This is a genomic window from Streptomyces spiroverticillatus, from assembly GCA_014650415.1.
In the GTDB taxonomy this organism is placed as follows: Bacteria; Actinomycetota; Actinomycetes; order Streptomycetales; family Streptomycetaceae; genus Streptomyces; species Streptomyces spiroverticillatus.
In genome coordinates this window covers 177,215-197,781 of the sequence record BMUX01000006.1, presented here as the reverse complement: position 1 = coordinate 197,781, position 20,567 = coordinate 177,215, and the positions used below count along the sequence as shown (strand labels likewise).

Annotated in this window: 17 protein-coding genes, 1 tRNA gene and 1 riboswitch; of the genes, 7 read left to right on the top strand and 11 right to left on the bottom strand. The window is 70.2% G+C overall.

Annotated features, from left to right (window positions below; genetic code table 11):
• Positions 1 to 127 precede the first annotated feature (127 nt).
• From IE269_RS18135 to IE269_RS18120, 4 genes are all read right to left on the bottom strand, one after another.
• The gene (locus IE269_RS18135; RefSeq protein WP_189824046.1) at positions 128 to 1,042 is read right to left on the bottom strand and encodes an SGNH/GDSL hydrolase family protein; all 915 of its coding nucleotides are present in this window, start codon (positions 1,040 to 1,042) and stop codon (positions 128 to 130) included.
• A gap of 186 nt (positions 1,043 to 1,228) precedes the next feature.
• Positions 1,229 to 1,822, bottom strand: a complete 594-nt coding sequence (locus tag IE269_RS18130; protein ID WP_189824045.1) for a lytic polysaccharide monooxygenase auxiliary activity family 9 protein — start codon at positions 1,820 to 1,822, stop codon at positions 1,229 to 1,231.
• A 220-nt stretch (positions 1,823 to 2,042) separates the two neighbouring features.
• Complete coding sequence (locus tag IE269_RS18125; protein WP_189824044.1) at positions 2,043 to 3,173, bottom strand: SPFH domain-containing protein; 1,131 nt, start codon at positions 3,171 to 3,173, stop codon at positions 2,043 to 2,045.
• Positions 3,170 to 4,303, bottom strand: coding sequence for a peptidoglycan-binding protein (locus tag IE269_RS18120; RefSeq protein WP_189824043.1), 1,134 nt, complete (start codon positions 4,301 to 4,303; stop codon positions 3,170 to 3,172). The genes IE269_RS18125 and IE269_RS18120 overlap by 4 nt, the downstream gene beginning before the upstream one ends.
• Before the next feature lie 128 nt (positions 4,304 to 4,431).
• Here IE269_RS18120 and IE269_RS18115 point away from each other — a divergent pair.
• From IE269_RS18115 to glxA, 3 genes are all read left to right on the top strand, one after another.
• Positions 4,432 to 4,505: transfer RNA gene (locus IE269_RS18115), tRNA-Lys, on the top strand.
• 427 nt (positions 4,506 to 4,932) lie between these two features.
• Positions 4,933 to 6,951, top strand: a complete 2,019-nt coding sequence (locus tag IE269_RS18110) for a glycosyltransferase family 2 protein (RefSeq protein WP_189824042.1) — start codon at positions 4,933 to 4,935, stop codon at positions 6,949 to 6,951.
• A complete protein-coding gene (gene glxA / locus IE269_RS18105; RefSeq protein WP_189824041.1) occupies positions 6,948 to 8,891 on the top strand; it encodes a radical copper oxidase GlxA in 1,944 nt (647 codons plus the stop codon). The genes IE269_RS18110 and glxA overlap by 4 nt, the downstream gene beginning before the upstream one ends.
• Positions 8,892 to 8,960: 69 nt before the next feature.
• On the opposite strand, the gene IE269_RS18100 is transcribed toward glxA, so the two are convergent.
• Positions 8,961 to 9,977 carry a glycoside hydrolase family 6 protein gene (locus IE269_RS18100; RefSeq protein ID WP_189824040.1) on the bottom strand — a complete coding sequence of 339 codons (1,017 nt, stop codon included), beginning with the start codon at positions 9,975 to 9,977 and terminating at the stop codon, positions 8,961 to 8,963.
• Between the two features lie 299 nt (positions 9,978 to 10,276).
• On the opposite strand from IE269_RS18100, the gene IE269_RS18095 reads away from it, so the two are divergent.
• The 4 genes from IE269_RS18095 (at position 10,277) to IE269_RS18080 (ending at position 13,361) form a co-directional block, all read left to right on the top strand.
• Positions 10,277 to 10,990 carry an ANTAR domain-containing protein gene (locus IE269_RS18095; RefSeq protein WP_189824039.1) on the top strand — a complete coding sequence of 238 codons (714 nt, stop codon included), beginning with the start codon at positions 10,277 to 10,279 and terminating at the stop codon, positions 10,988 to 10,990.
• Positions 10,991 to 11,048: 58 nt separating this feature from the next.
• Positions 11,049 to 11,804 (top strand): GAF and ANTAR domain-containing protein, encoded by a 756-nt coding sequence (locus IE269_RS18090; protein ID WP_189824038.1) that lies wholly within the window; start codon positions 11,049 to 11,051, stop codon positions 11,802 to 11,804.
• Between the two features lie 355 nt (positions 11,805 to 12,159).
• Positions 12,160 to 12,284: riboswitch (cobalamin riboswitch) on the top strand.
• A gap of 37 nt (positions 12,285 to 12,321) precedes the next feature.
• Positions 12,322 to 12,543, top strand: a complete 222-nt coding sequence (locus IE269_RS18085) for a CbtB domain-containing protein (protein ID WP_189824037.1) — start codon at positions 12,322 to 12,324, stop codon at positions 12,541 to 12,543.
• A gap of 17 nt (positions 12,544 to 12,560) precedes the next feature.
• Positions 12,561 to 13,361 (top strand): CbtA family protein, encoded by an 801-nt coding sequence (locus IE269_RS18080; RefSeq protein ID WP_189824036.1) that lies wholly within the window; start codon positions 12,561 to 12,563, stop codon positions 13,359 to 13,361.
• Here IE269_RS18080 and IE269_RS18075 read toward each other — a convergent pair.
• The 6 genes from IE269_RS18075 to IE269_RS18050 form a co-directional block, all read right to left on the bottom strand.
• A complete protein-coding gene (locus IE269_RS18075) occupies positions 13,328 to 14,002 on the bottom strand; it encodes a class F sortase (protein ID WP_189824035.1) in 675 nt (224 codons plus the stop codon). The genes IE269_RS18080 and IE269_RS18075 overlap by 34 nt on opposite strands.
• Positions 14,003 to 14,036: 34 nt before the next feature.
• Positions 14,037 to 14,570, bottom strand: coding sequence for a hypothetical protein (locus IE269_RS18070; protein ID WP_189824034.1), 534 nt, complete (start codon positions 14,568 to 14,570; stop codon positions 14,037 to 14,039).
• Positions 14,571 to 14,684: 114 nt separating this feature from the next.
• Positions 14,685 to 15,464, bottom strand: a complete 780-nt coding sequence (locus IE269_RS18065) for an HAD-IIA family hydrolase (RefSeq protein WP_189824033.1) — start codon at positions 15,462 to 15,464, stop codon at positions 14,685 to 14,687.
• Positions 15,465 to 15,543: 79 nt separating this feature from the next.
• Positions 15,544 to 17,055 carry an alkaline phosphatase family protein gene (locus IE269_RS18060; protein ID WP_189824032.1) on the bottom strand — a complete coding sequence of 504 codons (1,512 nt, stop codon included), beginning with the start codon at positions 17,053 to 17,055 and terminating at the stop codon, positions 15,544 to 15,546.
• Between the two features lie 107 nt (positions 17,056 to 17,162).
• Positions 17,163 to 18,734 carry an alkaline phosphatase family protein gene (locus IE269_RS18055; protein WP_189824031.1) on the bottom strand — a complete coding sequence of 524 codons (1,572 nt, stop codon included), beginning with the start codon at positions 18,732 to 18,734 and terminating at the stop codon, positions 17,163 to 17,165.
• A gap of 244 nt (positions 18,735 to 18,978) precedes the next feature.
• Complete coding sequence (locus tag IE269_RS18050) at positions 18,979 to 20,544, bottom strand: alkaline phosphatase family protein (protein WP_189824030.1); 1,566 nt, start codon at positions 20,542 to 20,544, stop codon at positions 18,979 to 18,981.
• Positions 20,545 to 20,567: the final 23 nt, after the last annotated feature.

Below are 20,567 nucleotides of genomic sequence, written 5' to 3'. Positions count from 1 at the left end.
GGGCAAGGGCCCCACCAGGGAACGGGGTGGGGCCGGGGAACGGCCCCATCCCTGCCCACAATTCATGTACTGGCAACGGGCGTTGAGCCTGCGGCAACGAACACCGCAGGCCCGGCCCGTCCGGGGATCAGCGGTTGCGGACGGCGGTCAGGACCGTGCGGGCCTGGTGGTCGGCGCCGAGGCGGTTGGGGTGGAAGGGGACGGCGAGGCCCGGAGGGTTGGTGGAAAGAGGGAGGACGCCCTCGACCCACTTGGTGCCGGAGGCCTGGCAGACGTCGTGCCCCGTCGACCCGGAGTAGGTGTCGACCAGCTCGACCCCGGTGTCGGCGGCGGCCTTCGCCAGCACCCCGTTCAGCTCCTTGAGCCGGGCGCCGAACCACATGAGGTCCTGGTTCCAGATCTGTACGTACGGGTAGCAGCCCCGGTCCGGGACCGCCCCCGCCATGTAGTCGACCAGCAGGATGCGCGCCTTCGGGGAGCGCTTCTTGATGCCCTCGACCGCGGCCTTCACCTTGGGGCCGACCGCCGCGATCTGCGCGGACATCAGGTCGGAGCCGTCCTCGGCGGTCCAGGTCTCCTTGCAGGAGCGGCCGACCGGGTGGGGCAGCAGGTTGATGCATCCGGTGACGGCCCCGGCGAGCCCGGCGTCGTTGCCGCCGATGCCGAGGGTGACCAGGTCGGTGCCGGCGGTCAGCCGGTCGAACTGGGGCGTGTTCACCCCGGTGGCGATGAGCGGGAAGACGTTGACGTCCTGCTCGGCGGTGAGGTGCTCGGTGGTGGCGGCCCCGCAGGTGGCGTCCCGGAAGACGGGGACGGCGAGGGCGGCGGCGACCTGCTTGGGGTAGTTCCAGCTGCTCTGCGCGCAGCCGCTGGGCGCGTACCGCGAGTCGATCCCGAGGACGGTGACGTCGGCGGACCAGGAGTCGCCGAGCGCGACATATTCCTTGTATTGCTGCGGTGCGTCGGCGGAGGCGGGGAGCGCGGCCGCCCCGAGGGCGCCGAGGGCGGCAAGGGCGACGGCCAGACGGCGAACGGATCTCACGACGTACCTCCGGGACAGGGCGTGCAGCAGAACGTGAACGGGATTCAGCTTTGGATTCCCGTACGCATCCAGCCCCGGAAACACGCCCCTTCGCAGCCCTTCGCCCCGGAATTCACCCGTACGGCGCGCGGGCCGCCCCCGGTCGGCACCGGGGGCGGCCCACACGTACAGCACCGGAGGGAAGGGTCAGAACTTCACGTCCGAGCAGGCGTAGAACGCGTTGGCCGTGTCGTACACGTTCCACACCGCGAGCACGATGTGGCGGCCGGTCTTCCCGCTGGGGATCGTTCCCTGGTGGGTCAGTGTCGCGGGCGGCTGCTGGCCGCCGTACGGCACGTTCAGGAACGGCTGCGGGTCGAGCGAGGCCCGGGTGAGCGGCTTGGTCGGGTCCCAGCCCTGCTTGGTGATGTAGTACCGGAAGTCCGTCGTGCGGTGGCGCGCGGTGAACTGCCAGCGGAAGGAGTAGCTCTGGCCCGCCGAGACCTGAGTGGCCGGCCAGGCGCCGTTCCTCGGGTCGTCGAGCTGGGCGAACTGGCTGTTGCCGCCGGCACATATCTTGCCGTCGGCGGGTCCTGCGGCCGGGAAGCCCTTGGGCCCCTCGACGCTCTGCGGCTCCCACTGGATGGATCCGCAGTTGGTCACGGTGCCGTTGTTGCAGAGTTTCTGCCGGCTGATCGGGGAGTCGGTGTACCCGTGGCTGTTGGCGCTGCTGGTGGCCAGCATGGCGCTGCCCGCGACGGCGAGTCCTACGACGGCAGCACTCAGTGCCTTTTTACGCATGGTCGCTCCAGGAGAACGTGGGGGGGGTTCTGTGAGCTGTACGGGAGGTACGGACACGCGCGCGTGGCACTGCTGGGGATTCCCGGGGGATCATCCGGAACCACCGGGGACTGCGGTCTAGACCAAGGCCCAATGTAGGGACGGCAGTTGGACATGTCCAGACCAATGCCGGAAGTCAAGAAGACTTAAGGAAACTTGCCCGGAATTCATGCCTCCTGTGCTACCTCCCCCCGAGGTACGCCACCGTCAACTCCCTTACGAGCGACCGTCGTTCGTAGTCGTCCAGCTCCCCCACGAGCCCCCGCGCGGTGAGCCTGCGCACCGTGTCCTCCACCGCGTCGACCGCCGTCCCGAGCGCCCGCTCGCGGTCCGCCGCATCCAGGGCGGCGAACCTCCTGCGCCGCATCGCCTCCGCCACCTCCGGCGCGTACTCCACCCGCAGCGGCTGCACCGAGAACACCTCGATCCCGGCCGCCGCCGCCCGCGCCGCCACCTGCCGGGTCAGCGCGTCCCCGACCGCCGCCGCGTCCCGCACGGTCCGCCCCCCGCCGCCCCCCTTCGCCCCGAGCGCGTCGGCGGGCAGCTGCGAGACCACCCGGGCCAGACCCGCCTCGACCTGCCCGCGCAGATGCCCGGCGTGGTCGCTCACCCCGAGCGTGGCCCGCGCCGTGTCCGCCACCCGCCACACCACCAGCACGACCACCCGCAACGGAATGCCGCTCCGGTCGGCGACCGCGAGCGGCTCGCTCCGCCAGTGCTTGAGCGTGACGTCCACCCGGCGGCGCACCAGCAGCGGACTCAGCCACACCAGCCCCGTGCGCCGCACACTCCCCCGGTACGCCCCGAAGAGAGTGAGCACGGACGCCTGCCCCTCCCTCCCCCGCGTCAGCCCGCCGAACGCGCACAGCCCCACCCCGACCAGCCCCGCCAGCGCACCCCACTCCCCGACGCCCATCCCGTCGTACGTGCGCAAAGGCAGCCCGAGCATCACCCGCACCGGCCCCGGCGCCAGCCCCGCCCACCACAGCACCGCGGCGCACCCGGCCGCCGCCGCCAGGCCGACCCCGACCGCCGCCCAGCCGGGGCCCGCCGGTCCCGGCCGCTCCACCGGCGCCCGGTCCGCCACGGCCTTCGGCCCCTGCCCGGTGACGCGCCGCTGCTCGCCGGTGCCCTGCCGCCGCCCGACGACGGTCGTGCCCGCGGCCACCGCCGGGGTCTCCCCCGTCTCGTCCCGGAAGAGCAGATGCACCGGGATCTCGGTGGTGGCCTCGTTCCTGATCACCGGGTGGCGGGCGGCGCCGCCGACCGTCCCCGTCCCCGTACCCGTCGAAGTACCCGTGGTTTCGCTCATCGCCCCGCACCCTCCGTCGTCGCCCCCGTGGCGAACAGCCGCCGCCACGTCTCCGGTCCCGGGTAGCCGTCCGCCGCCGCGCCCCGCCAGCCCTGCGCCCGCTGGAACGCCTCGACGTTGCGCCGGTCGGCCTCGCCCCAGCGGGGTCCGGGCCCCACCGTGTAGTGCCGGCCGAAGCCCCGCTCCGTCAGCCGCCGCCCGAGCTGTGCCACGTACGCGTTGGACTGGCCCGGCCGGAAGTGCCGCGCGCCCGGATACACGGGGGCGCCGGGAGCGCCCTGCACCTGGGCGCCGCCGACGAGGCCCTTGTAGCGGTAGGCCAGATAGCGGTCGGCGTTGTTCCAGTAGCCGAGCGGGGTGGACTGGTGACGGGTCCTCGGGCGGGTCTGCTCATAGGCGAGGTAGTGGCCGCGGGTGTAGTCGGTCCAGCCGCCGAAGATCGTGACGTGCGAGCCGTCGTGCGGGTCGTCGGCGTTGTGGAAGAGGAGGATGTCGCCGGGCTGGAGCTGGTCGCGGGGCACCTTCACCCCGTAGTCGGCGAGGCTGCCGGTCCACTCGTTGCCCGCGAGCCCCCAGGCCATCGACACGTATCCGGAGCAGTCCTGCCGGTATCCGTCGCGCCAGTACTTCTCCATGCTGTACGGGACTCCGGCCGCGACCCAGGTCTTGGCGCGGTTGATGATCTGCGCCCGGGTGGCGGGCTTCAGCCTCGGGGCGGCGGCAACACCCGAGGGGCCGGGGGCGCCTGCCGCACCGTCCGACGAAGCGGAACCGGAAGCGGAAGCGGAACCGCCGTGCAGGGGTGCGGCCGGCCCCTGCGGAAACGGCACGTCGAGTTCCTCCCGGCCCCCCGCCCGCTCCCGCGCCTCGGCCCGCTTCTCCTCCGCGCGGTGCGCGCTGTGGTCGTGGTAGTCCCCCGGCACCCGCTCCCCGGGGACCGCCTCCGCCGCCCCCGCCGCTCCCCCGCCGCCCAGGACCGCCCCGGCCGCGGTGACCAGCACCAGGGCGGCCCGTGCGGCGTGACCCCCGTCACGTACGGCGGGGCCGCCCGCCCGGCGCTCCCGCCGCCGGGCGGCGCATCCGGGGCAGGGACAGTCGGCGGCGGGCTGAATCTCCTCGAACTGGATCACACGCCGAGTGTCCCAACTGCCCGGACATACCGCATCTTGACGGAGTGAAATATCTGAAGACAGACATCTCGGGCACCCGCCGGTTCAAACCACTCTCGAACATCCGGTAGAGTTCTCGATGTCAGCAGGCGCCGCTAGCTCAGTTGGTTAGAGCAGCTGACTCTTAATCAGCGGGTCCGGGGTTCGAGTCCCTGGCGGCGCACGCGCAACCGAGACCCTCCCACCACCGGTGGGAGGGTCTCGGTCATTCCCACGGGTCCGGGCCCTCCCCGGACCTGCCCCGGGTCCCGGCGACCCTGCGATCGGCGACCCTTGCGATCACATGAAGAGTCGGGGAATCTATCCTGGAGCCAGTGGCTCCAATGGGGCGGACGGTTCGACGAGTTGAGGCTCGGACGGCCGACGAGGGGACGGCCGGGCCATGCGGGGTGCGAGAGCACCCCACGGGGCGGGGCCCCTTTCACTGATCGATGTCAGGGCGGGCATCATGCAACCGGAAGGTTGTCGTCCTGTGTCTGTGGTGATGGCGGCCTGCCCATGGATGCGTTCGGGACGGTCGAGGGGGACCGCCAGCGAGCGAAGAGACCTACGAACTCACGCAGCCAGCCTTGCGTGCGGGGGGATGACTCATGACGTCGACGCCGAGCGGCGCCGGGCAGTACCACGACCCTACCCACGACCCCACCCAGACGACGCAGCTGCGGGTTCCGCCGCCGCCGCCGGGCGGACAGGGTCGCCGACAGCAGAAGGCGCTGCCCAGGTACGACTACGAGCACTACAGCCGGCTGGCCGGTCCGCTGACCCAGCCGGACCCCTCCAAGCCGTACAAGGTCCAGTACCGCTCGCTGATCTCCCAGGAGCCGCACCGCATCCGTGCCGCGCTCCTGCTGGGTGCCGCCCCGCTGCTCTCGCTCGGTCTCTTCATCTGGCTGATGCAGCCGGGCCACTGGACCGTCCGCGACCCGAACCTGCAGGACGAGCTCCTGCCCATCCTCGACGCCGTCATGCTCGTCTCGATCGGTCTCATCGAGCTCTTCCGCACGATGAACGTGATCTCCAACGCGCACGCGACCCTCGTCGCCCGTGACCCGATCCCGGTCGTGCCCGAGTCCGGCACCCGGGTCGCCTTCATGACCTCCTTCGTGCCCGGCAAGGAGCCGCTGGAGATGGTCACCAAGACCCTGGAGGCGGCCGTCAAGATCCGCCACCGGGGCCTGCTGCACATCTGGCTGCTCGACGAGGGCGACGACCCCGAGGTCAAGGCGGTCTGCGCGCGCCTGGGCGTGCACCACTTCTCCCGCAAGGGCGTCGAGAAGTGGAACCAGAAGAAGGGTCCGCACCGCGCGAAGACCAAGCACGGCAACTACAACGCCTGGCTGGACGCGCACGGCGACGACTACGACTACTTCGCCTCGGTCGACACCGACCACATCCCGCTCCCGAACTACCTGGAGCGCATGCTCGGCTACTTCCGCGACCCGAACGTCGGCTTCGTCATCGGCCCGCAGGTCTACGGCAACTACGACACCTTCGTCACCAAGGCCGCCGAGTCGCAGCAGTTCCTCTTCCACGCCCTGATCCAGCGCGCGGGCAACCGCTACGGCGCCCCCATGTTCGTCGGCACGTCCAACGCCGTACGCATCAAGGCGCTCAAGCAGATCGGCGGTCTGTACGACTCGATCACCGAGGACATGGCGACCGGCTTCGAGATCCACCGCGCCAAGAACCCGGCGACGGGCAAGAAGTGGCGCTCGGTCTACACCCCGGACGTGCTGGCCGTCGGCGAGGGCCCGTCCGCCTGGACGGACTTCTTCACCCAGCAGCTCCGCTGGTCGCGCGGTACCTACGAGACGATCCTCAAGCAGTACTGGAGGGGCTGGGGCACGCTTCCCCCCGGCAAGCTCTTCAACTACACGATGATGATCATCTTCTACCCGATGTCCGCCATGAACTGGATCCTGGCCGCGCTCTCCTGTGCGCTGTTCCTGGGCATGGGCGCCTCGGGTGTCCAGATCGACCCGGTCATCTGGATGATGCTGTACGGCAACGCCTCGGCCCTCCAGATCGGCCTCTACATCTGGAACCGCCGCCACAACGTCTCGCCGCACGAGCCCGAGGGCTCCGGCGGTCTGGCCGGCATGGCGATGTCCGCGATGTCCGCGCCGCTGTACGCCCGCGCGCTCATGGACTCCCTGCTGCGCCGCAAGTCCAGCTTCGTGGTGACGCCCAAGGGCGAGTCGGCCAGCCCCGACACCCTCTTCGGCACCTTCCGCATCCACCTGTTCTTCATCGTCATCTTCGCGGGCTCCATCGGCGTCTCGTACTGGCGCGGGCACTCGCACCCGGCGATGGTCACCTGGGCCTCGCTGGCCGCGCTCATCACGGCGGCGCCGATCATCGCCTGGCGGGTCGGCATGCGCTCCGAGAAGAAGAACGGCAAGCCCGGCCCGCAGCAGGGTCCCGGCTCCGCGGGCGGCACCCCGGAGTACGACGAGCAGCAGGCCTTCCCGGGCCAGAACCAGGGCCAGTACCAGGGCCAGCACCAGGGTCAGTACGGCGACGGCGGCCACGCACCGCAGCAGCGGCCGAGCTGGGCCCCGGCCGACCAGACCATGCAGATTTCTTCCCTTGGGGGACGTAAGAAATGAGTTTCCGTCCGAGCCGCCGGGCCAAGCGACTCTCCATCACGGCGGCCGTGGTCGTCGCCGTGGCGGCGTTCAACGGGCCCGCGCTGTACCGCTTCGGGTCGGAGCAGTACCACGAGTACAAGATCAACCGCCCCGAGTACAAGGCGGAGAACGGACACTGGGACTTCCTCGACGTCCCGACCAAGTTCAAGATCAACACGATTCACTCGGCACTGCTGCACACCGGCAAGGTCCTGCTCATCGCGGGTTCCGGCAACAACCAGAAGAACTTCGACGCGGGCAAGTTCGAGTCGGTCCTGTGGGACCCGAAGAACAACTCGTACAAGATGATCAAGACCCCGAAGGACATGTTCTGCTCGGGTCACACGCAGCTCGGCGACGGCAAGCTGCTCGTCGCGGGCGGCACCAAGCGGTACGAGAAGCTCGAGGGTGACGTCACCAAGGCCGGCGGCCTGATGGTGGTGCACAACGAGAACCCGGACAAGCCCATAACCATCCCCGCCGGGACGGTCTTCAAGGGCAAGAAGAGCGGCAAGACCTTCGTCTCCAAGGACCCGGTCCTGGTGGAGAAGGCCAAGAAGGTCTTCGCCACGACCGGGCCCAACAAGGGCAAGTTCCTGCGCACCGAGGCGGGTCTGGGACGTACCTACGTCGAGGCCCAGCAGTCCGGCAAGCAGTACGAGACGGGCACCCAGGACAACTACGCCATCCCCTCGCTGACCGGCAAGAACGCCCAGAACACCTATGGCGTCGCCGAGAAGCTCGCGCTGGACAAGAAGGACTTCCAGGGCATCCGGGAGGCGTACGAGTTCGACCCGGTGGCGGAGAAGTACATCACCGTCGACCCGATGAACGAGGCGCGCTGGTACCCGTCGCTGACCACGCTCAAGGACGGCAAGGTCCTGGCGACCTCCGGCCTGGACGACATCGGCCAGATCGTCCCGGGCAAGGACGAGATCTACGACCCGAAGACGAAGACCTGGAAGTACACGGGCTTCGAGCGGCGGCTGCCGACGTACCCGTCGCTCTTCCTGCTGGGCAGCGGCAAGCTCATCTACACCGGCTCCAACGCCGGTTACGGTCCGGCCGACGTCGGCCGTGAGCCGGGCATCTGGGACCTGTCCAACAACAGCTTCAAGAAGATCCCGGGCATGAGCGACCCGGACCAGCTGGAGACCTCGGCCTCGGTCATGCTGCCCCCGGCGCAGGCCCAGAAGTTCATGGTCATCGGCGGCGGCGGCGTCGGCGAGTCGGAGAAGTCCAGCGAGAAGACCCGCCTGGTCGACGCCTCCGAGGAGAACCCGACCTTCAAGGACGGTCCCTCGCTGGCCAAGGGCACCCGCTACCCGAGCGCGTCCCTGCTGCCCGACGACACCCTGCTGGTGTCCGGCGGCTCCGAGGACTACCGCGGTCGCAGCGACTCCAACATCAAGGAGGCGCGCATCTACGACCCGAAGACGAACACGTTCAAGCAGGTCGCCGACCCGGCCGTGGGCCGCAACTACCACTCGCAGACGGTGCTGCTGCCCGACGGCCGCGTGATGAGCGCGGGCTCGGACTCCCTGTTCTCGGACAAGGCCAACACCCGGCCCGGCGTCTTCGAGCAGCGCATCGAGATCTACACCCCGCCCTACCTCTACCGGGACTCGCGGCCGAAGCTGACCGACGGCCCCAAGGAGATCAAGCGGGGCGGCTCCGCCACCTTCAAGTCCGCGCACGCCTCGTCCATCAAGACGGCGAAGCTGATGCGGCCGAGCGCGGTGACGCACATGACCGACATGGACCAGCGCAACATCGCGCTGGAGTTCAAGAAGTCGGCCGACGGCATCACCGTCACCGTCCCCAAGAGCAGCGCGCTGGTGCCCGCCGGGTACTACATGCTCTTCGTGACGGACGACCAGGGCACGCCGTCCGAGGCGGTCTGGGTGGACGTCCAGTAGTCAGTCCGTAGGTACGAGTAAGGGGCGCCCTCCCTGGAGGGCGCCCCTTACTGCGTTCTCGTACGCGGCCTACTTGGCGTTCTTCGCCAGGCCCAGTGCGTAGTCCGCGTACCAGCGGCCGGCCTCCGGGCCGCCCTTGCAGGTGCCGTCGGACTCGCCGGGGCGCTTGATCCACAGCAGGGCGTGCACCTGCGGGTCACCGGTCTCGGTGGTGGGGGCCTCGCCCAGCGCGCGGCCGGGCGGGTTGCACCAGCGCTCCTCCGCCTTGCCCTTGGTGTAGGGGCCGTTGCCGTTGCGGCTGGTGTCGATGACGAAGGGCTTGTTGCCGACCTTCGCCGAGAGCTCCTTGCCGTACTTCTTGCTGGCCTCGGTGGAGTAGTAGTTGGAGACGTTCACCGAGAAGCCGTCGGCCTGGTCGATGCCCGACCACTTCAGCGGCTCGAAGATCTGGTCCGGCTTGCCCCAGCCCGCGTTGCCCGCGTCCAGGTAGACCTTGGTCTTGGGCTGCTTCTTCAGGGTCTTGATGGCGCCCTTGAGGAGGTCGTAGCGCTCCTCGTGGAACTGCTCCGGGGTGCAGGTGTCGACCATGTGCAGCACCGCGTCCGGCTCCAGGATGACGGTGGCCGGGCGGTCGCCGATGCCCTCGGCGACCTGCTTGACGAACTTGCGGTACGCGTTGCCGTCGGCGGCGCCGCCGCCCGAGTACTGGCCGCAGTCGCGGTGCGGGATGTTGTAGAGGACGAGGATGGCCTCGCGGTCGGCCTGGGCGGCGGCCTCGGTGAAGCCCTTGGCCTGCTCCTTGGCGTTCTCCGGGATCAGCCACTCGCCGGCCGGCTGCTGGGCGATCTTCTTGATCAGTTCCTTCTTGGCCGGGTCGCTCTCCTCGGCGAGCGCCTTGGCCGCCTTGGCGTCCGGGTTGACCCAGTACGGGTCGTCGCCCTTGGGGAGCTGCGTGACCGGGGCCTTGCCCCCCGTGCCCCCGGCGGCGCTGCCGCCGTCGTCCGAGGTGCAGCCCGTCAGGAGCAGCGCGGCCCCCACCGCCACCGCCCCGAGTGCTCGCACACGTCCGCTGTAACTGCCGTACATCGACTCCCCCTTGGGCGCCTGCCGAGGACTGACCGTCTCGAAGTGACTGCTCGAAAAGAATGAACGTCTCAAAGTGACTGACTGTCTCGAAGATGAAAGAAGTTCCCGAGGCAGCCCCCCAGCCGCCCCTGCCCGGACACAGCCGGTCGAATCCAATCCTTCCATACGGAACGTGTGCCCCACCCGGTGCGTTCCCGATCGCAGAGAAGCTGTTGCACCACGTTCAACCTGCCTCTTTGTCCTCGGGGCACTACCCTTGGGCAACACCGTTTCCCAGGGAGGGCGTCGTCAGCACTCGCATGACCGCCCTCCTTGGAGAACTCGCGGTCCGTCGCACCGCCGGGCTCGACGAGTCCTTCGCCCGTCGCTGTGCCGAGGCGCTCGGTGTGGATGGTCTCGCGGTCTCCGTCTCCGGCGGCTCCGCCTCCGTCAGTGAGCCGGTGTGGCTCTCGGACCCGGTCAGTGCCGCGCTGGAGGACCTCCAGTTCACCCTCGGCGAGGGACCCGCCCTGGATGTCCGGGCCAGTGGCGCGCTGCTGCTGGACGGGGACCTGGAACTGGTGCCCCGGGAGCGCTGGCCGGGCTTCCTGCCTGCGGCGGCGGACCTGGGGGTGCGGGCGGTGTTCGCACTGCCGCTCCAGATCGGCGCGATCCTGCTCGGGGCACTGACGCTGCACCGGGCCACCCCCGGCAGCCTGAGCCCGCTCCAGCTGCGGGACGCCCTGGTGCTGGGCGACACCCTCACGCTGACCCTGCTGGACGGGTCGCAGACCGCTCCCGGCGAGGAGCTGCCGGTGGCCGGTCTGTACCGGGCCGAGGTGCACCAGGCGACCGGCATGATCGCGGTACGGCTCGGGGTGCCGCCGGCGGCGGCCCTGGTGCGGCTGCGGGCCCATGCGTACTCCCGTGACAAACCCATCCTGGAGGTGGCCAGGGACGTGGTGGCACGAAGGCTGGTTTTCACCCCGAGCGGCGCCGTGAGGGACGGCGACGGGCAGGACACGGCACGATGATGAAGGGGAAGCGCTCCGGCGCCCCACCCGGCGGCACGACAGATATGGGTGAGCAGTCATGGACAGCAGCGTGCGCGAGCAGAAGATCGCGGCGGCCTTCGTCGAGCTCGCCGACACCTTGGTCGACGACTTCGACGTGATCGACTTCCTCCAGCGGCTGGCCGCCCGCTGCGTGGAGCTCCTGGACGTCTCGGCGGCCGGGCTGATGCTGGCCACCCCGCACGGCGAACTCCAGACCGCGGCCTCCTCCGACGAACGCGCCTGGCTGCTGGACCTGTTGGAGATCCAGCACCAGGAAGGCCCCTGCCTGGAGTGCTACCGCAGCCGCAGCACGGTTCTGCCGGTGTCCCTGGAGGCCGCCGAAACGCTCACCCGCTGGCCGGTGTTCGCGCCGCGCGCCCGTGAGTACGGGTTCCGCGCCACGTACGCGATCCCGCTGCGGCTGCGCGAGACGGTGATCGGCGCGCTGAACCTGTTCACCGACACCGCGCGGCTGGACCTGCCGCCCGGCGAGGTCCAGCTCGCCCAGGCGCTGGCGGACGCGGCGACCATCGGCATCCTCCAGCAGCGGACCGTACGGCAGTCGGAACTGGTGGCGGGGCAGCTCCAGTCGGCGCTGACCAGCCGGGTGCGGCTGGAGCAGGCGAAGGGGATGCTCGCCGAGCGGTGGACGGTGTCGGTGGACGAGGCCTTCGAGGCGTTGCGCCGGTACGCGCGGCGGGAGCAGCGACGGCTGTCGGAGGTGGCGCTGGAGGTGGTGGTGGGGAAGCTGGACTCCGACGAGGTGCGGGACGACCGGACGGGGCGCGCATAGCGGACGTATCGGCAGCCGGTTCCACGGCCCGGGACACGTGTAGCGACTTTGCTGTGACTTTGCGTCAATTACCCCCTGGAGAACGGGGCTTGGCCGTTCTACAGTAGGGATGCGGCCCCAGCCCCCGGCCCGTGGATCCGAGCTGGCTCTTCCACAGAACCTCCCGCGACGGCGCCGGGCTTCTCCCGCAGTTCGTGCGCGCGCGGTCGAGGACCAGCCCGGCCGACAGCTCCGGGGGGAGCGAGCAGTCGGCCGGGCCAGGTGCCCTCCTTCGTCCGCCGCCCACCTGGGGTTTCTCTCACATCGAGGGCCCATTGACAGTGCACTGCCAGGCTGGGACTCTCCGGAGGACAACTTCACACGTCGAGGCGACGGCACACAGGAACTCCGGTGCGACTCCGGGACGGTCCCGCCACTGTGACCCCAACTCCCTTGTGGGAGAGGGGAAGTCAGGAACTGGACCGTCGCCTCTCCTGCCATGGGGCGTGGAAACCCCAGAAGGAGGGCTCACCCCGTCATGTCTGCGTCTGCCCCGCAGTCCGCACAGACCGCCACCGACCTCGCGTCCGCGACCACCCGCACCCGGGATCTGCTGATCCTGGCCGCCGCGGTGATCGTGGCGCTGATCGCGCTGTACGCCGTGTTCATGGACAACGGCCACATCATCTCCGCGACCGGCAGCTACCTGCACGAGTTCTCGCACGACGGCAGGCACCTCTTCGGTGCCCCCTGCCACTGATCGGGGTCGCGCGCACCATGAGCAACCCCACTCTCACCCTGCTCGGCCGCGGCACCGCGGCGGGCGGGGTCGCAGGCCTGGTCACGGGCCTCTTCTCCCTGCTGCTCGCCGAGCCTGTCATGGACAGGGCGATCGAGCTGGAGGAGGCCCGCTCCGCCAAGGAGGAGGCCGCCGAGCACGCCCACGCGGCGGCCGGCGCCGTCGCCGAGCACCACGAGGAACTCTTCACCCGCGGCCAGCAGCACTTCGGGCTGGTCGTCACCGCGATCATCGCGGGTATCGCCCTGGGCGCGCTGTTCGCGGTCGCCTACGCGCTCATCCACCGCCGCACCGGTTATCTCGTACGGGCCTGGCCGCGCGCCCTCGCGTGCTGTGCGGCGGCGTTCGTGGCGGTGGCACTGCTGCCGGGGCTGCGCTACCCGGCGGCCCCGCCCGGTGTCGGCGACGCCAACACGGTCGGCGAGCGGCAGCAGTTGTGGCTGGCGGCCGTCGTGATCGGCATCCTCGGGATGCTGCTGGCCTGGCAGTTGTACGTACGTCTGGCGGGCCGGGCCGAGCCGCTGCGCCAGGGCGCGGTGTTCCTGACCGGCGCGGCGACTCTCGCCGTGCTGTTCCTGCTGCCGGGAAACCCGGACGAAGTCCCCGTACCGGCAACGCTGTTGTGGGACTTCCGGGTGCTGTCGCTGGGGTCGCAGGTGCTGCTGTGGGCCGTGTTCGCGGCGGTGTTCGGCGGGCTGGGGCTGCGGGCGGCGGCGAAGGCCGGGGTCAACTCCCCGGTGTCCTCTCAGGACTTGGCCGCCACCGCGCCCGTCAAGTAGGCGGAGACGACCACGTTGGCCGTGTAGTGCTTGGCCTCGTGGTCGTAGGTGCCGCCGCAGGTGATCAGCCGCAGTTCCGCGCGGCTGCCCTCGTGCTGACCGTACGCCTTCTTCGCGTCGAACTTGTCCCGGCTGAAGACCTGGACGTCGTCGATCGTGAACTCGGCGACGGAGCCGTCCGTCCCGGTGACCCTGACCTGTTCACCGGGGCGGGCGGAGCTGAGCCCGTAGAAGACCGCGGGCTTGCTCTGGGTGTCGACGTGCCCCACCATCAGCGCCACCCCGCTCGCACCGGGGCGCACCCCGTCCCCGTACCAGCCGACCTGCCGGGGCTGTTCGTAGGGCGGCGGGTCGACCGCCCCCGTGCCGTCGAGCCCGCGGGCGCTGACGGGGGCGGTGATGCCGAGCGAGGGGATGTCGACCCGGGCCGGGCGGGCGCCCGGGACCGGTTCGTGCGCCTCGGGGAGTTCGATCTGCAGCAGTGGGCGTCCCACCGCGGCCACGTCACCGGTGGTCGGTGCGGCACTGCCGCCCGGCCCGTCGGTGAGGTCGCGGCCCCACAGCCACAGTCCGAGGAGCAAAACGGCCCAGGCGATGCCGGTGAGCGCGCGGCCCTTGCCGGGTGCTTGGTCGGTGGTCATGTCACTCCCCTGTACGTGTCGAAGGACGAACGGCCTAGTGGGTGCCGCCCCGGCGCTTGCGCACCGAACGCCCGGCGATGGCGATCGCCGCCGCGCCCGCGAGGCCGAGGCCGATCAGGGTGTGCGGGGTGCCCGGACCGTCGGACTCGGCCGCGAGCGCCGTGCCGCCGCCGCCCGCGCGGACCGGGGCGGTCGGATCGATCCTGCGGTGCACGACGGTGACGTTGCCGCTGGCGGAGCCGGGGCCGTCCTCGCACTTGACGGTGATGCCGTAGTCGCGGCCGGACGCGTCGGAGCGGATCCGGGCCTCGGCGAAGAGTCCGCCGTCGGCGGCGGGGTTGAAGTAGGCGGGCGAGGAGAACGCCTCCGACGTGCCGATGGCCTTCTTGCCGCCGCACACGCTGACCCGCAGATCCACCTCCCCGCCGGCCGCGATGGTGGACGGGGTGACGGTGACACTGCCGTGGGACTCTTCGTTGTCCGCCACGGCGGCGAGGGCGGTGTGCGCGGGGACGAGTACCGCCGCAAGCACCGCACCCGCACACAGAGTGAGCTGTGATGAGCGCATTGTGAACCTCCTGGTACCTCCGAAGATTCACGCGCTGCGGTGATTCCGCATCCGCAGGGGCCTGTCACTGCGCCGTACGGGCCCCTGCGGGTGATATGCGACCCGCCGCGCGGGTCAGATGCGCTCGACCAGGTCCGCGATCGAGTCGACGATCGTGGAGGGGCGGAACGGGTACTGGTCCACGTCGTCCTTGCCGGTGAGCCCGGTGAGGACCAGGAAGGTCTCCATCCCGGCCTCCAGGCCCGCCAGCACGTCGGTGTCCATGCGGTCGCCGATCATGGCGCTGGTCTCGGAGTGCGCGCCGATCGCGTTGAGGCCGGTGCGCATCATCAGCGGGTTGGGCTTGCCCGCGAAGTACGGCTTCTTGCCGGTCGCCTTGGTGATCAGGGCGGCGACGGCGCCGGTGGCGGGCAGCGGGCCCTCGGCGGAGGGGCCGGTCTCGTCGGGGTTGGTGCAGATGAAGCGGGCGCCGCCGTTGATCAGGCGGATCGCCTTGGTGAGGGCCTCGAAGGAGTACGTACGGGTCTCGCCGAGGACCACGTAGTCGGGCTCGTGGTCGGTGAGGACGTACCCGATGTCGTGCAGGGCGGTGGTCAGGCCCGCCTCGCCGATGACGTACGCGGTGCCGCCGGGGCGCTGGTCGTCCAGGAACTGGGCGGTGGCGAGCGCGGAGGTCCAGATGTTCTCCACCGGCACGTCCAGGCCCATCCGGGCCAGGCGGGCGTGCAGGTCGCGGGCGGTGTAGATGGAGTTGTTGGTCAGCACCAGGAAGGGCTTGCCGGTGTCCCGGAGCTTCCTGATGAAGGCGTCGGCGCCGGGGATCGGGACGCCCTCGTGGATGAGGACTCCGTCCATGTCGGTGAGCCAGGACTCGATCGGCTTGCGCTCTGCCATCTGGGGGGACTCCCGCCGTACGTACACACACTCAGACAAGGGGGCGCGCACAACCCTGTGCACGCCCCCCAGCCTAGTCTCAGGCGGTGATGTTGACGCCGTCGATGGTCCAGTACCAGTTGTTGCCGCCGGTGTAGCGGAAACGGACCTGGGCGGTGGTGGCGCCCGCCGGGACCTGGAGGGTGATCTTCTCGACGCGGGAGGAGGTGTCGGCGGTGTACGTCTTGACCACGACCGGCGCCGCGTTCCCGTACGCGATGAGGACCTCGCCCTTCTGCGGGGACTCCTGGCGGTAGTACGTCGTGTACGTCAGCGTGGCCGCAGCCCCCGGGGTGACCGCGAACTTCGGGCTGATCAGCGTGGAGTCGAAGGTGCCGGTGAAGGTCTTGTCGGTCCACTCGTCGCCGTCGGCGACCGCGAAGACGTTGCGGGCCCGGACGTTCAGCTCGCGCTGCTGGCTCTTCTCGGCCTGGGTCCAGAACTCGTCGGTGGTGAAGGACCAGCCGCGCCACTCGGTGACGCCGCCGGTGCCCATCTTGGAGTTGTCGATCGACCAGCCGCTGGGCGCGACGTGGGTGAAGCCGAGGACGTCCGCGCCGACGCCGGTCTCGTCCACGCGCTTCTGGAGCGAGCCGCGCAGCGCGTCGAAGGCGTCGGGGGTGGACTGCTGGACGGGGCGGCCGTCCAGATTCCAGGACGGGTTGACCGCGACGCCCAGGTGGTGGAGGGCGGAGACGGCGACGTCGGGCATCTTCACGTCGTACCGGGTGACACCGGCGGGCAGCCCGGCACCGGTGGCGATCATGAAGGTCTGGCGCTCGTCCCAGCTGTCGCCGCCGTGGCCGCCGGTCGCGGTGTGCCCGTGGTCGGCGGTGATCATGATGAGCCAGTCCTCGCTGCCGTACGTGGCACGGGACTTGACGGCGGCGACGATCTGGCCGACCTGGGTGTCGACGCCGTGCAGCGCGTCCAGGTAGGCCTGGCTGGCGTTGCCGCTGGCGTGGCCCGCGTGGTCGACGTTGTCGAGGTGCACGAAGACCGCGTCGACGTCCGTCTTGACCTTGGCGACGGCGCGCGAGGTGGTGCCCGTGTCGTACTCGGCCTCCGGGGTGGAGACGCGCTCGTCGACCTTGGCGGAGAAGATGATGTCGGTGACCGGGTTCCAGGACGCCACCGCGTACGTCTTCAGGGACGGCTTGGCGGTCTCGACGCGGGTCAGGAAGTCGGGGTACTGGGCCAGGTTGTGGCCGGTGAAGTCGTTGTTGACCACCTTGTGCTTGTCCGGCCAGACGCCCGTGATGAGGGTGGTCCAGCCGGGCCCGGAGGAGGTCGGCGCCATCGGGTTGGTGTAGATGCTGGACGGCGCGGTGACACCGGCCGCCATCAGCGCGTCCAGGTTCGGCGCGTCGGCGTCCTTGATCCGCCGGACCATCGCCCCGTCCAGGCCGATGACCAGGACCTTCGGGGTCTTGGCCGCCCGGCCCGCACGCTCTGCGGCGGCGGCCGAGGTGGCGGAGGCGAGCGGGCCCGCCGTGGCGGCGACGGCGGCGGCACCGAGGAGGACGGCGCGGCGCGAGATGCCTTGGGACATGTCTTTCTCCAGGGAAACAGGTGGTGCGTGGGATGGGGGGTGGTGCTGCACGGGCCCCGGGAAGTGTGGGGCTCCCCGGGACCGTTCCTACTGAACTACTGCTGGAATCAGCCGATTTGTACGTTGTCCACGGCCCAGAACCAGCTGTTGCGGGCGTCGCGCATCCGGAACTTGACCCGGACCGTGCGGGCCCCCTTGGGGACGGCGATCGTGAGCTTCTCAGACGTGTTCTTCGCGTCGGCCGCGTAGTTCTTGACCAGTTGGTCGGCGGCCCCGTCGAAGGAGACCAGGACGTCGCCGCGCTGGGTGCCGTCCTGCAAGTAGTGGCTGAAGTACGTGAGCGTCACCGAGGACTTGCGGGCGACCCGGTAGGCGGGCGAGACCAGGGTCGAGTCGAACTCGATGTCCTTGGACGGGTTGCCCTTGTCGTCCCACTCGTCGGGGTCGGCGACCGCGATGACGCCCCGGCCCCGGGTGAAGCCCTCGCGGCCCTGCGCCTTGTCGGCGCGGGTCCAGAACTCGTCGGTGGTCAGCGTCCAGCCGCGCCACTCCTCGACGCCGCCGGTCTCCGGCATCCGGGAGTTGTCGATGGTCCAGCCGCCGGCCGGGGTGTGCGTGAAGCCCAGCACCTCCTTGGGCGTGCCGGTCTCGTCGACAGCGGGCTTCAGCAGCGGGTACGAGGCGTCGAAGCCGTCCGCGAACGGGCGCTGGAGCGGCTTGCCGTCCAGACCCCACTCGGGCTTCGGGGTGATGCCGAGCGCGTGGAAGACGGTCGCGACGGTGTCCACGTGCCGGGTGTTGATCGGCTTCGCGCCGACCGGGATGCCGGGGCCCTGGGCGATGGTGAAGACCCGGCGCTCCTCGATGGAGGGGCCGCCGTGACCGCCCTTGTCGGCGTGCCCGTGGTCGGTGGTCAGCAGGATCGTCCAGCGCTCGCGGTGGTAGCTCTTGCGGGCCTTGATCGCGGCGAGCATACGGCCGATGTAGCCGTCGTAGAGGTCGATCTCCTGGAGGTAGCGGGGGCTTATGGCGCCGCTGCCGTGGGCGATGATGTCGGTGTTGCCGAAGTAGATGAAGCAGACGTCCGGGTTCTGGTCGCGCAGGATCGACTCGGCCGCGGCGGCGATGGTCGCGTCGTGGCCGTCGTACCCGTCGGCGTCGCCGTCGAAGGCGAGCTTGGCGCTGGCGCCGGCGGTGACGGTGCCCTCGGAGTCCAGGGGCTTCCAGTCGATCGCGGCGAACGTCGAGAGCTCGGGCTTCACTTCGCGCAGGCGGGCGAGGAAGCCGGGGTACTGGGCGTAGTTCTTGCCCTTGAAGCTGTTGTCGACGACGCCGTGCTTGTCCGGCCACACGCCGGTGGAGACGGTCGACCAGCCGGGGCCGGACGAGGTCTGCGCGGTGGGCGGGGAGTAGAGCAGGCTGGTGGCGAACGTGCCCTTCGCGATCAGGGACTTGAAGGTCGGGGCCTGGGCGGCGGCGATGCGGTCGTACCGCAGACCGTCCATGCCGACGACCAGGACCTTGTTTCTGCTGGTGCCGTTCGGGAGCTTGGGGACGTCGGCCGCGGCTGCGGCAGGGGCTGCCTGCGCGGGCAGGGCCAGGCCTCCGGAAACGGCGACGGCCGCTGCGGCGGTGGCGGTTCCGGCGAGCACGGTACGGCGTGACATACCTCGGGGCATTGCTGATCCTCCAACGGGGACGGGGCTGTTCACATCGAGGCAAGCGGGACGTGCGTGACTTGCGTGGCCTGGGCTTGGCCGTGCAAAGGTCCGGAACGCAAGAATCTGGACCAGACCCGTTACCTTGGCGTGATATCGGTGACTGGTCCAGACCCTCGCAGCGAAGCTTGGCCGAATGGTTACCGTCGGGCGTCCGGACGGCTTCGGGCGGGGGTCGATCCCCTGCCGTCAACCTCCTTGCGGATCAGCCCACTTGTACGTCGTCGACCGCCCAGTACCAGTCATTCCGGGCATCTCGCATCCGGAACTTGACCTTGACCGCGGAGGCCCCGGCGGGCACGGCGACGGTGAACTTCTCGGCCTTGTTCTTGGCGTCGGCGGAGTAGGTCTTGACGACCTGGTCGGCCCCGCCGTCGAAGGACACCAGGACGTCGCCGCGCTGGGTTCCGTAGGCCAGGTAGTGGGTGGCGTACGACAGGGTGATCGAGGTCTTGCGGGCGACGCTGACGGCGGGTGAGATCAGCGTGGAGTCGAAGGCGGCGCTGCTGGAGGGGCTGCCCTTGTCGTCCCACTCGTCGGGGTCGGCGACCGCGATCACCCCGCGCCCCTTGGTGAAGGACTCGCGCTGCTGGCTCTTCTCCGCGCGGGTCCAGAACTCGTCGGTGGTCAGCGTCCAGCCGCGCCACTCGGTCACGCCCCCGGTGGCGGGCATCTTCGAGTTGTCGATGGTCCAGCCGCCCGCCGGGCTGTGCGTGAAGCCGAGCACCCCGGCCGGTATGCCGGTCTCGTCGACGGCGGGCTTCAGGGCGGAGTACGAGGCGTCGAAGCCGTCGGCGTACGGGCGTTGCAGCGGGCGCCCGTCCAGTCCCCAGGCGTCCTGGATCGGAATGCCGAGCGCCTGGAAGACGGTCGGGGCGACGTCCACGAGCCGGGTGTTGAAGGGCTTGGCGCCGACCGGGATGCCGGGGCCCTGGGCGATGACGAAGGTCCGGCGCTCCTCGATGGAGGGGCCGCCGTGGCCGCCGGCGTCGGCGTGCCCGTGGTCGGTGGCGATGATGATCGTCCAGCGTTCCTGGGCGTACGTGGGACGGGCCTTGATCGCGGCCACGAACTGGCCGACCCATGCGTCCTGGCGGTCGATGCAGGCCAGGTAGTCGGGGTGCATGGCGCCCTTGTTGTGGGCGACGACGTCGGTGTTGCCGAAGTACGCGAAGACCACGTCCGGGTTCTGGTCGCGCAGGACGCCGGTGACGTCGGCGGCGATCTTCGGGTCGTGGACGGGGTAGCCCTGGGCGTCGTCGCCGTTGTAGACGACCTTGCCGTCGGCGCCCGCGGTGACGGTGCCCTGGGTGTCCAGCGGGGTCCAGTCGACGGCCGCGAAGGTGGACAGGGCGGGCTTGACCTGGGCGATGCGGGCGAGGAAGCCGGGGTAGGTGCCGTAGTTCTTGCCGATGAAGTCGTTGTTGACGACGCCGTGCTTGTCGGGCCAGACGCCGCAGGAGATGGTCGACCAGCCGGGTCCCGAGGAGGTGTCGCCCATCGGGGCGCAGTACAGCAGGCTCGTACCGTACGTGCCCTGGGCGATCAGGGACTTCATGTGCGGGGCGTTCGCGGCCATGATCCGGTCGTGGCGCAGACCGTCCATGCCGATGAACAGGACCTTGTCCGCGCTGGTCCCGTTGGGGAGGGTCGGTACGGCGGCGGGGGCGGCGGAGTGCGCGGGGAGCGCGAGACCTCCGGAGACGGCGACGGCCGCGGTGGCTGCGGCGGTCGAGGCGAGCACGGTGCGACGGGAGATTCCTCGGGGCATGGCAATCCTTCAACGTGGGGTGT

What these genes read in the sequence shown, in the direction of transcription:
- IE269_RS18130 (WP_189824045.1), bottom strand. Translation starts at nt 1,822, where the DNA reads ATGCGTAAAAAGGCACTGAGTGCTGCCGTCGTAGGACTCGCCGTCGCG.
- IE269_RS18125 (WP_189824044.1), bottom strand. Translation starts at nt 3,173, where the DNA reads ATGAGCGAAACCACGGGTACTTCGACGGGTACGGGGACGGGGACGGTC.
- IE269_RS18110 (WP_189824042.1), top strand. Translation starts at nt 4,933, where the DNA reads ATGACGTCGACGCCGAGCGGCGCCGGGCAGTACCACGACCCTACCCAC.
- glxA (WP_189824041.1), top strand. Translation starts at nt 6,948, where the DNA reads ATGAGTTTCCGTCCGAGCCGCCGGGCCAAGCGACTCTCCATCACGGCG.
- IE269_RS18100 (WP_189824040.1), bottom strand. Translation starts at nt 9,977, where the DNA reads ATGTACGGCAGTTACAGCGGACGTGTGCGAGCACTCGGGGCGGTGGCG.
- IE269_RS18095 (WP_189824039.1), top strand. Translation starts at nt 10,277, where the DNA reads ATGACCGCCCTCCTTGGAGAACTCGCGGTCCGTCGCACCGCCGGGCTC.
- IE269_RS18090 (WP_189824038.1), top strand. Translation starts at nt 11,049, where the DNA reads ATGGACAGCAGCGTGCGCGAGCAGAAGATCGCGGCGGCCTTCGTCGAG.
- IE269_RS18085 (WP_189824037.1), top strand. Translation starts at nt 12,322, where the DNA reads ATGTCTGCGTCTGCCCCGCAGTCCGCACAGACCGCCACCGACCTCGCG.
- IE269_RS18080 (WP_189824036.1), top strand. Translation starts at nt 12,561, where the DNA reads ATGAGCAACCCCACTCTCACCCTGCTCGGCCGCGGCACCGCGGCGGGC.
- IE269_RS18075 (WP_189824035.1), bottom strand. Translation starts at nt 14,002, where the DNA reads ATGACCACCGACCAAGCACCCGGCAAGGGCCGCGCGCTCACCGGCATC.
- IE269_RS18070 (WP_189824034.1), bottom strand. Translation starts at nt 14,570, where the DNA reads ATGCGCTCATCACAGCTCACTCTGTGTGCGGGTGCGGTGCTTGCGGCG.
- IE269_RS18065 (WP_189824033.1), bottom strand. Translation starts at nt 15,464, where the DNA reads ATGGCAGAGCGCAAGCCGATCGAGTCCTGGCTCACCGACATGGACGGA.
- IE269_RS18060 (WP_189824032.1), bottom strand. Translation starts at nt 17,055, where the DNA reads ATGTCCCAAGGCATCTCGCGCCGCGCCGTCCTCCTCGGTGCCGCCGCC.
- IE269_RS18055 (WP_189824031.1), bottom strand. Translation starts at nt 18,734, where the DNA reads ATGCCCCGAGGTATGTCACGCCGTACCGTGCTCGCCGGAACCGCCACC.
- IE269_RS18050 (WP_189824030.1), bottom strand. Translation starts at nt 20,544, where the DNA reads ATGCCCCGAGGAATCTCCCGTCGCACCGTGCTCGCCTCGACCGCCGCA.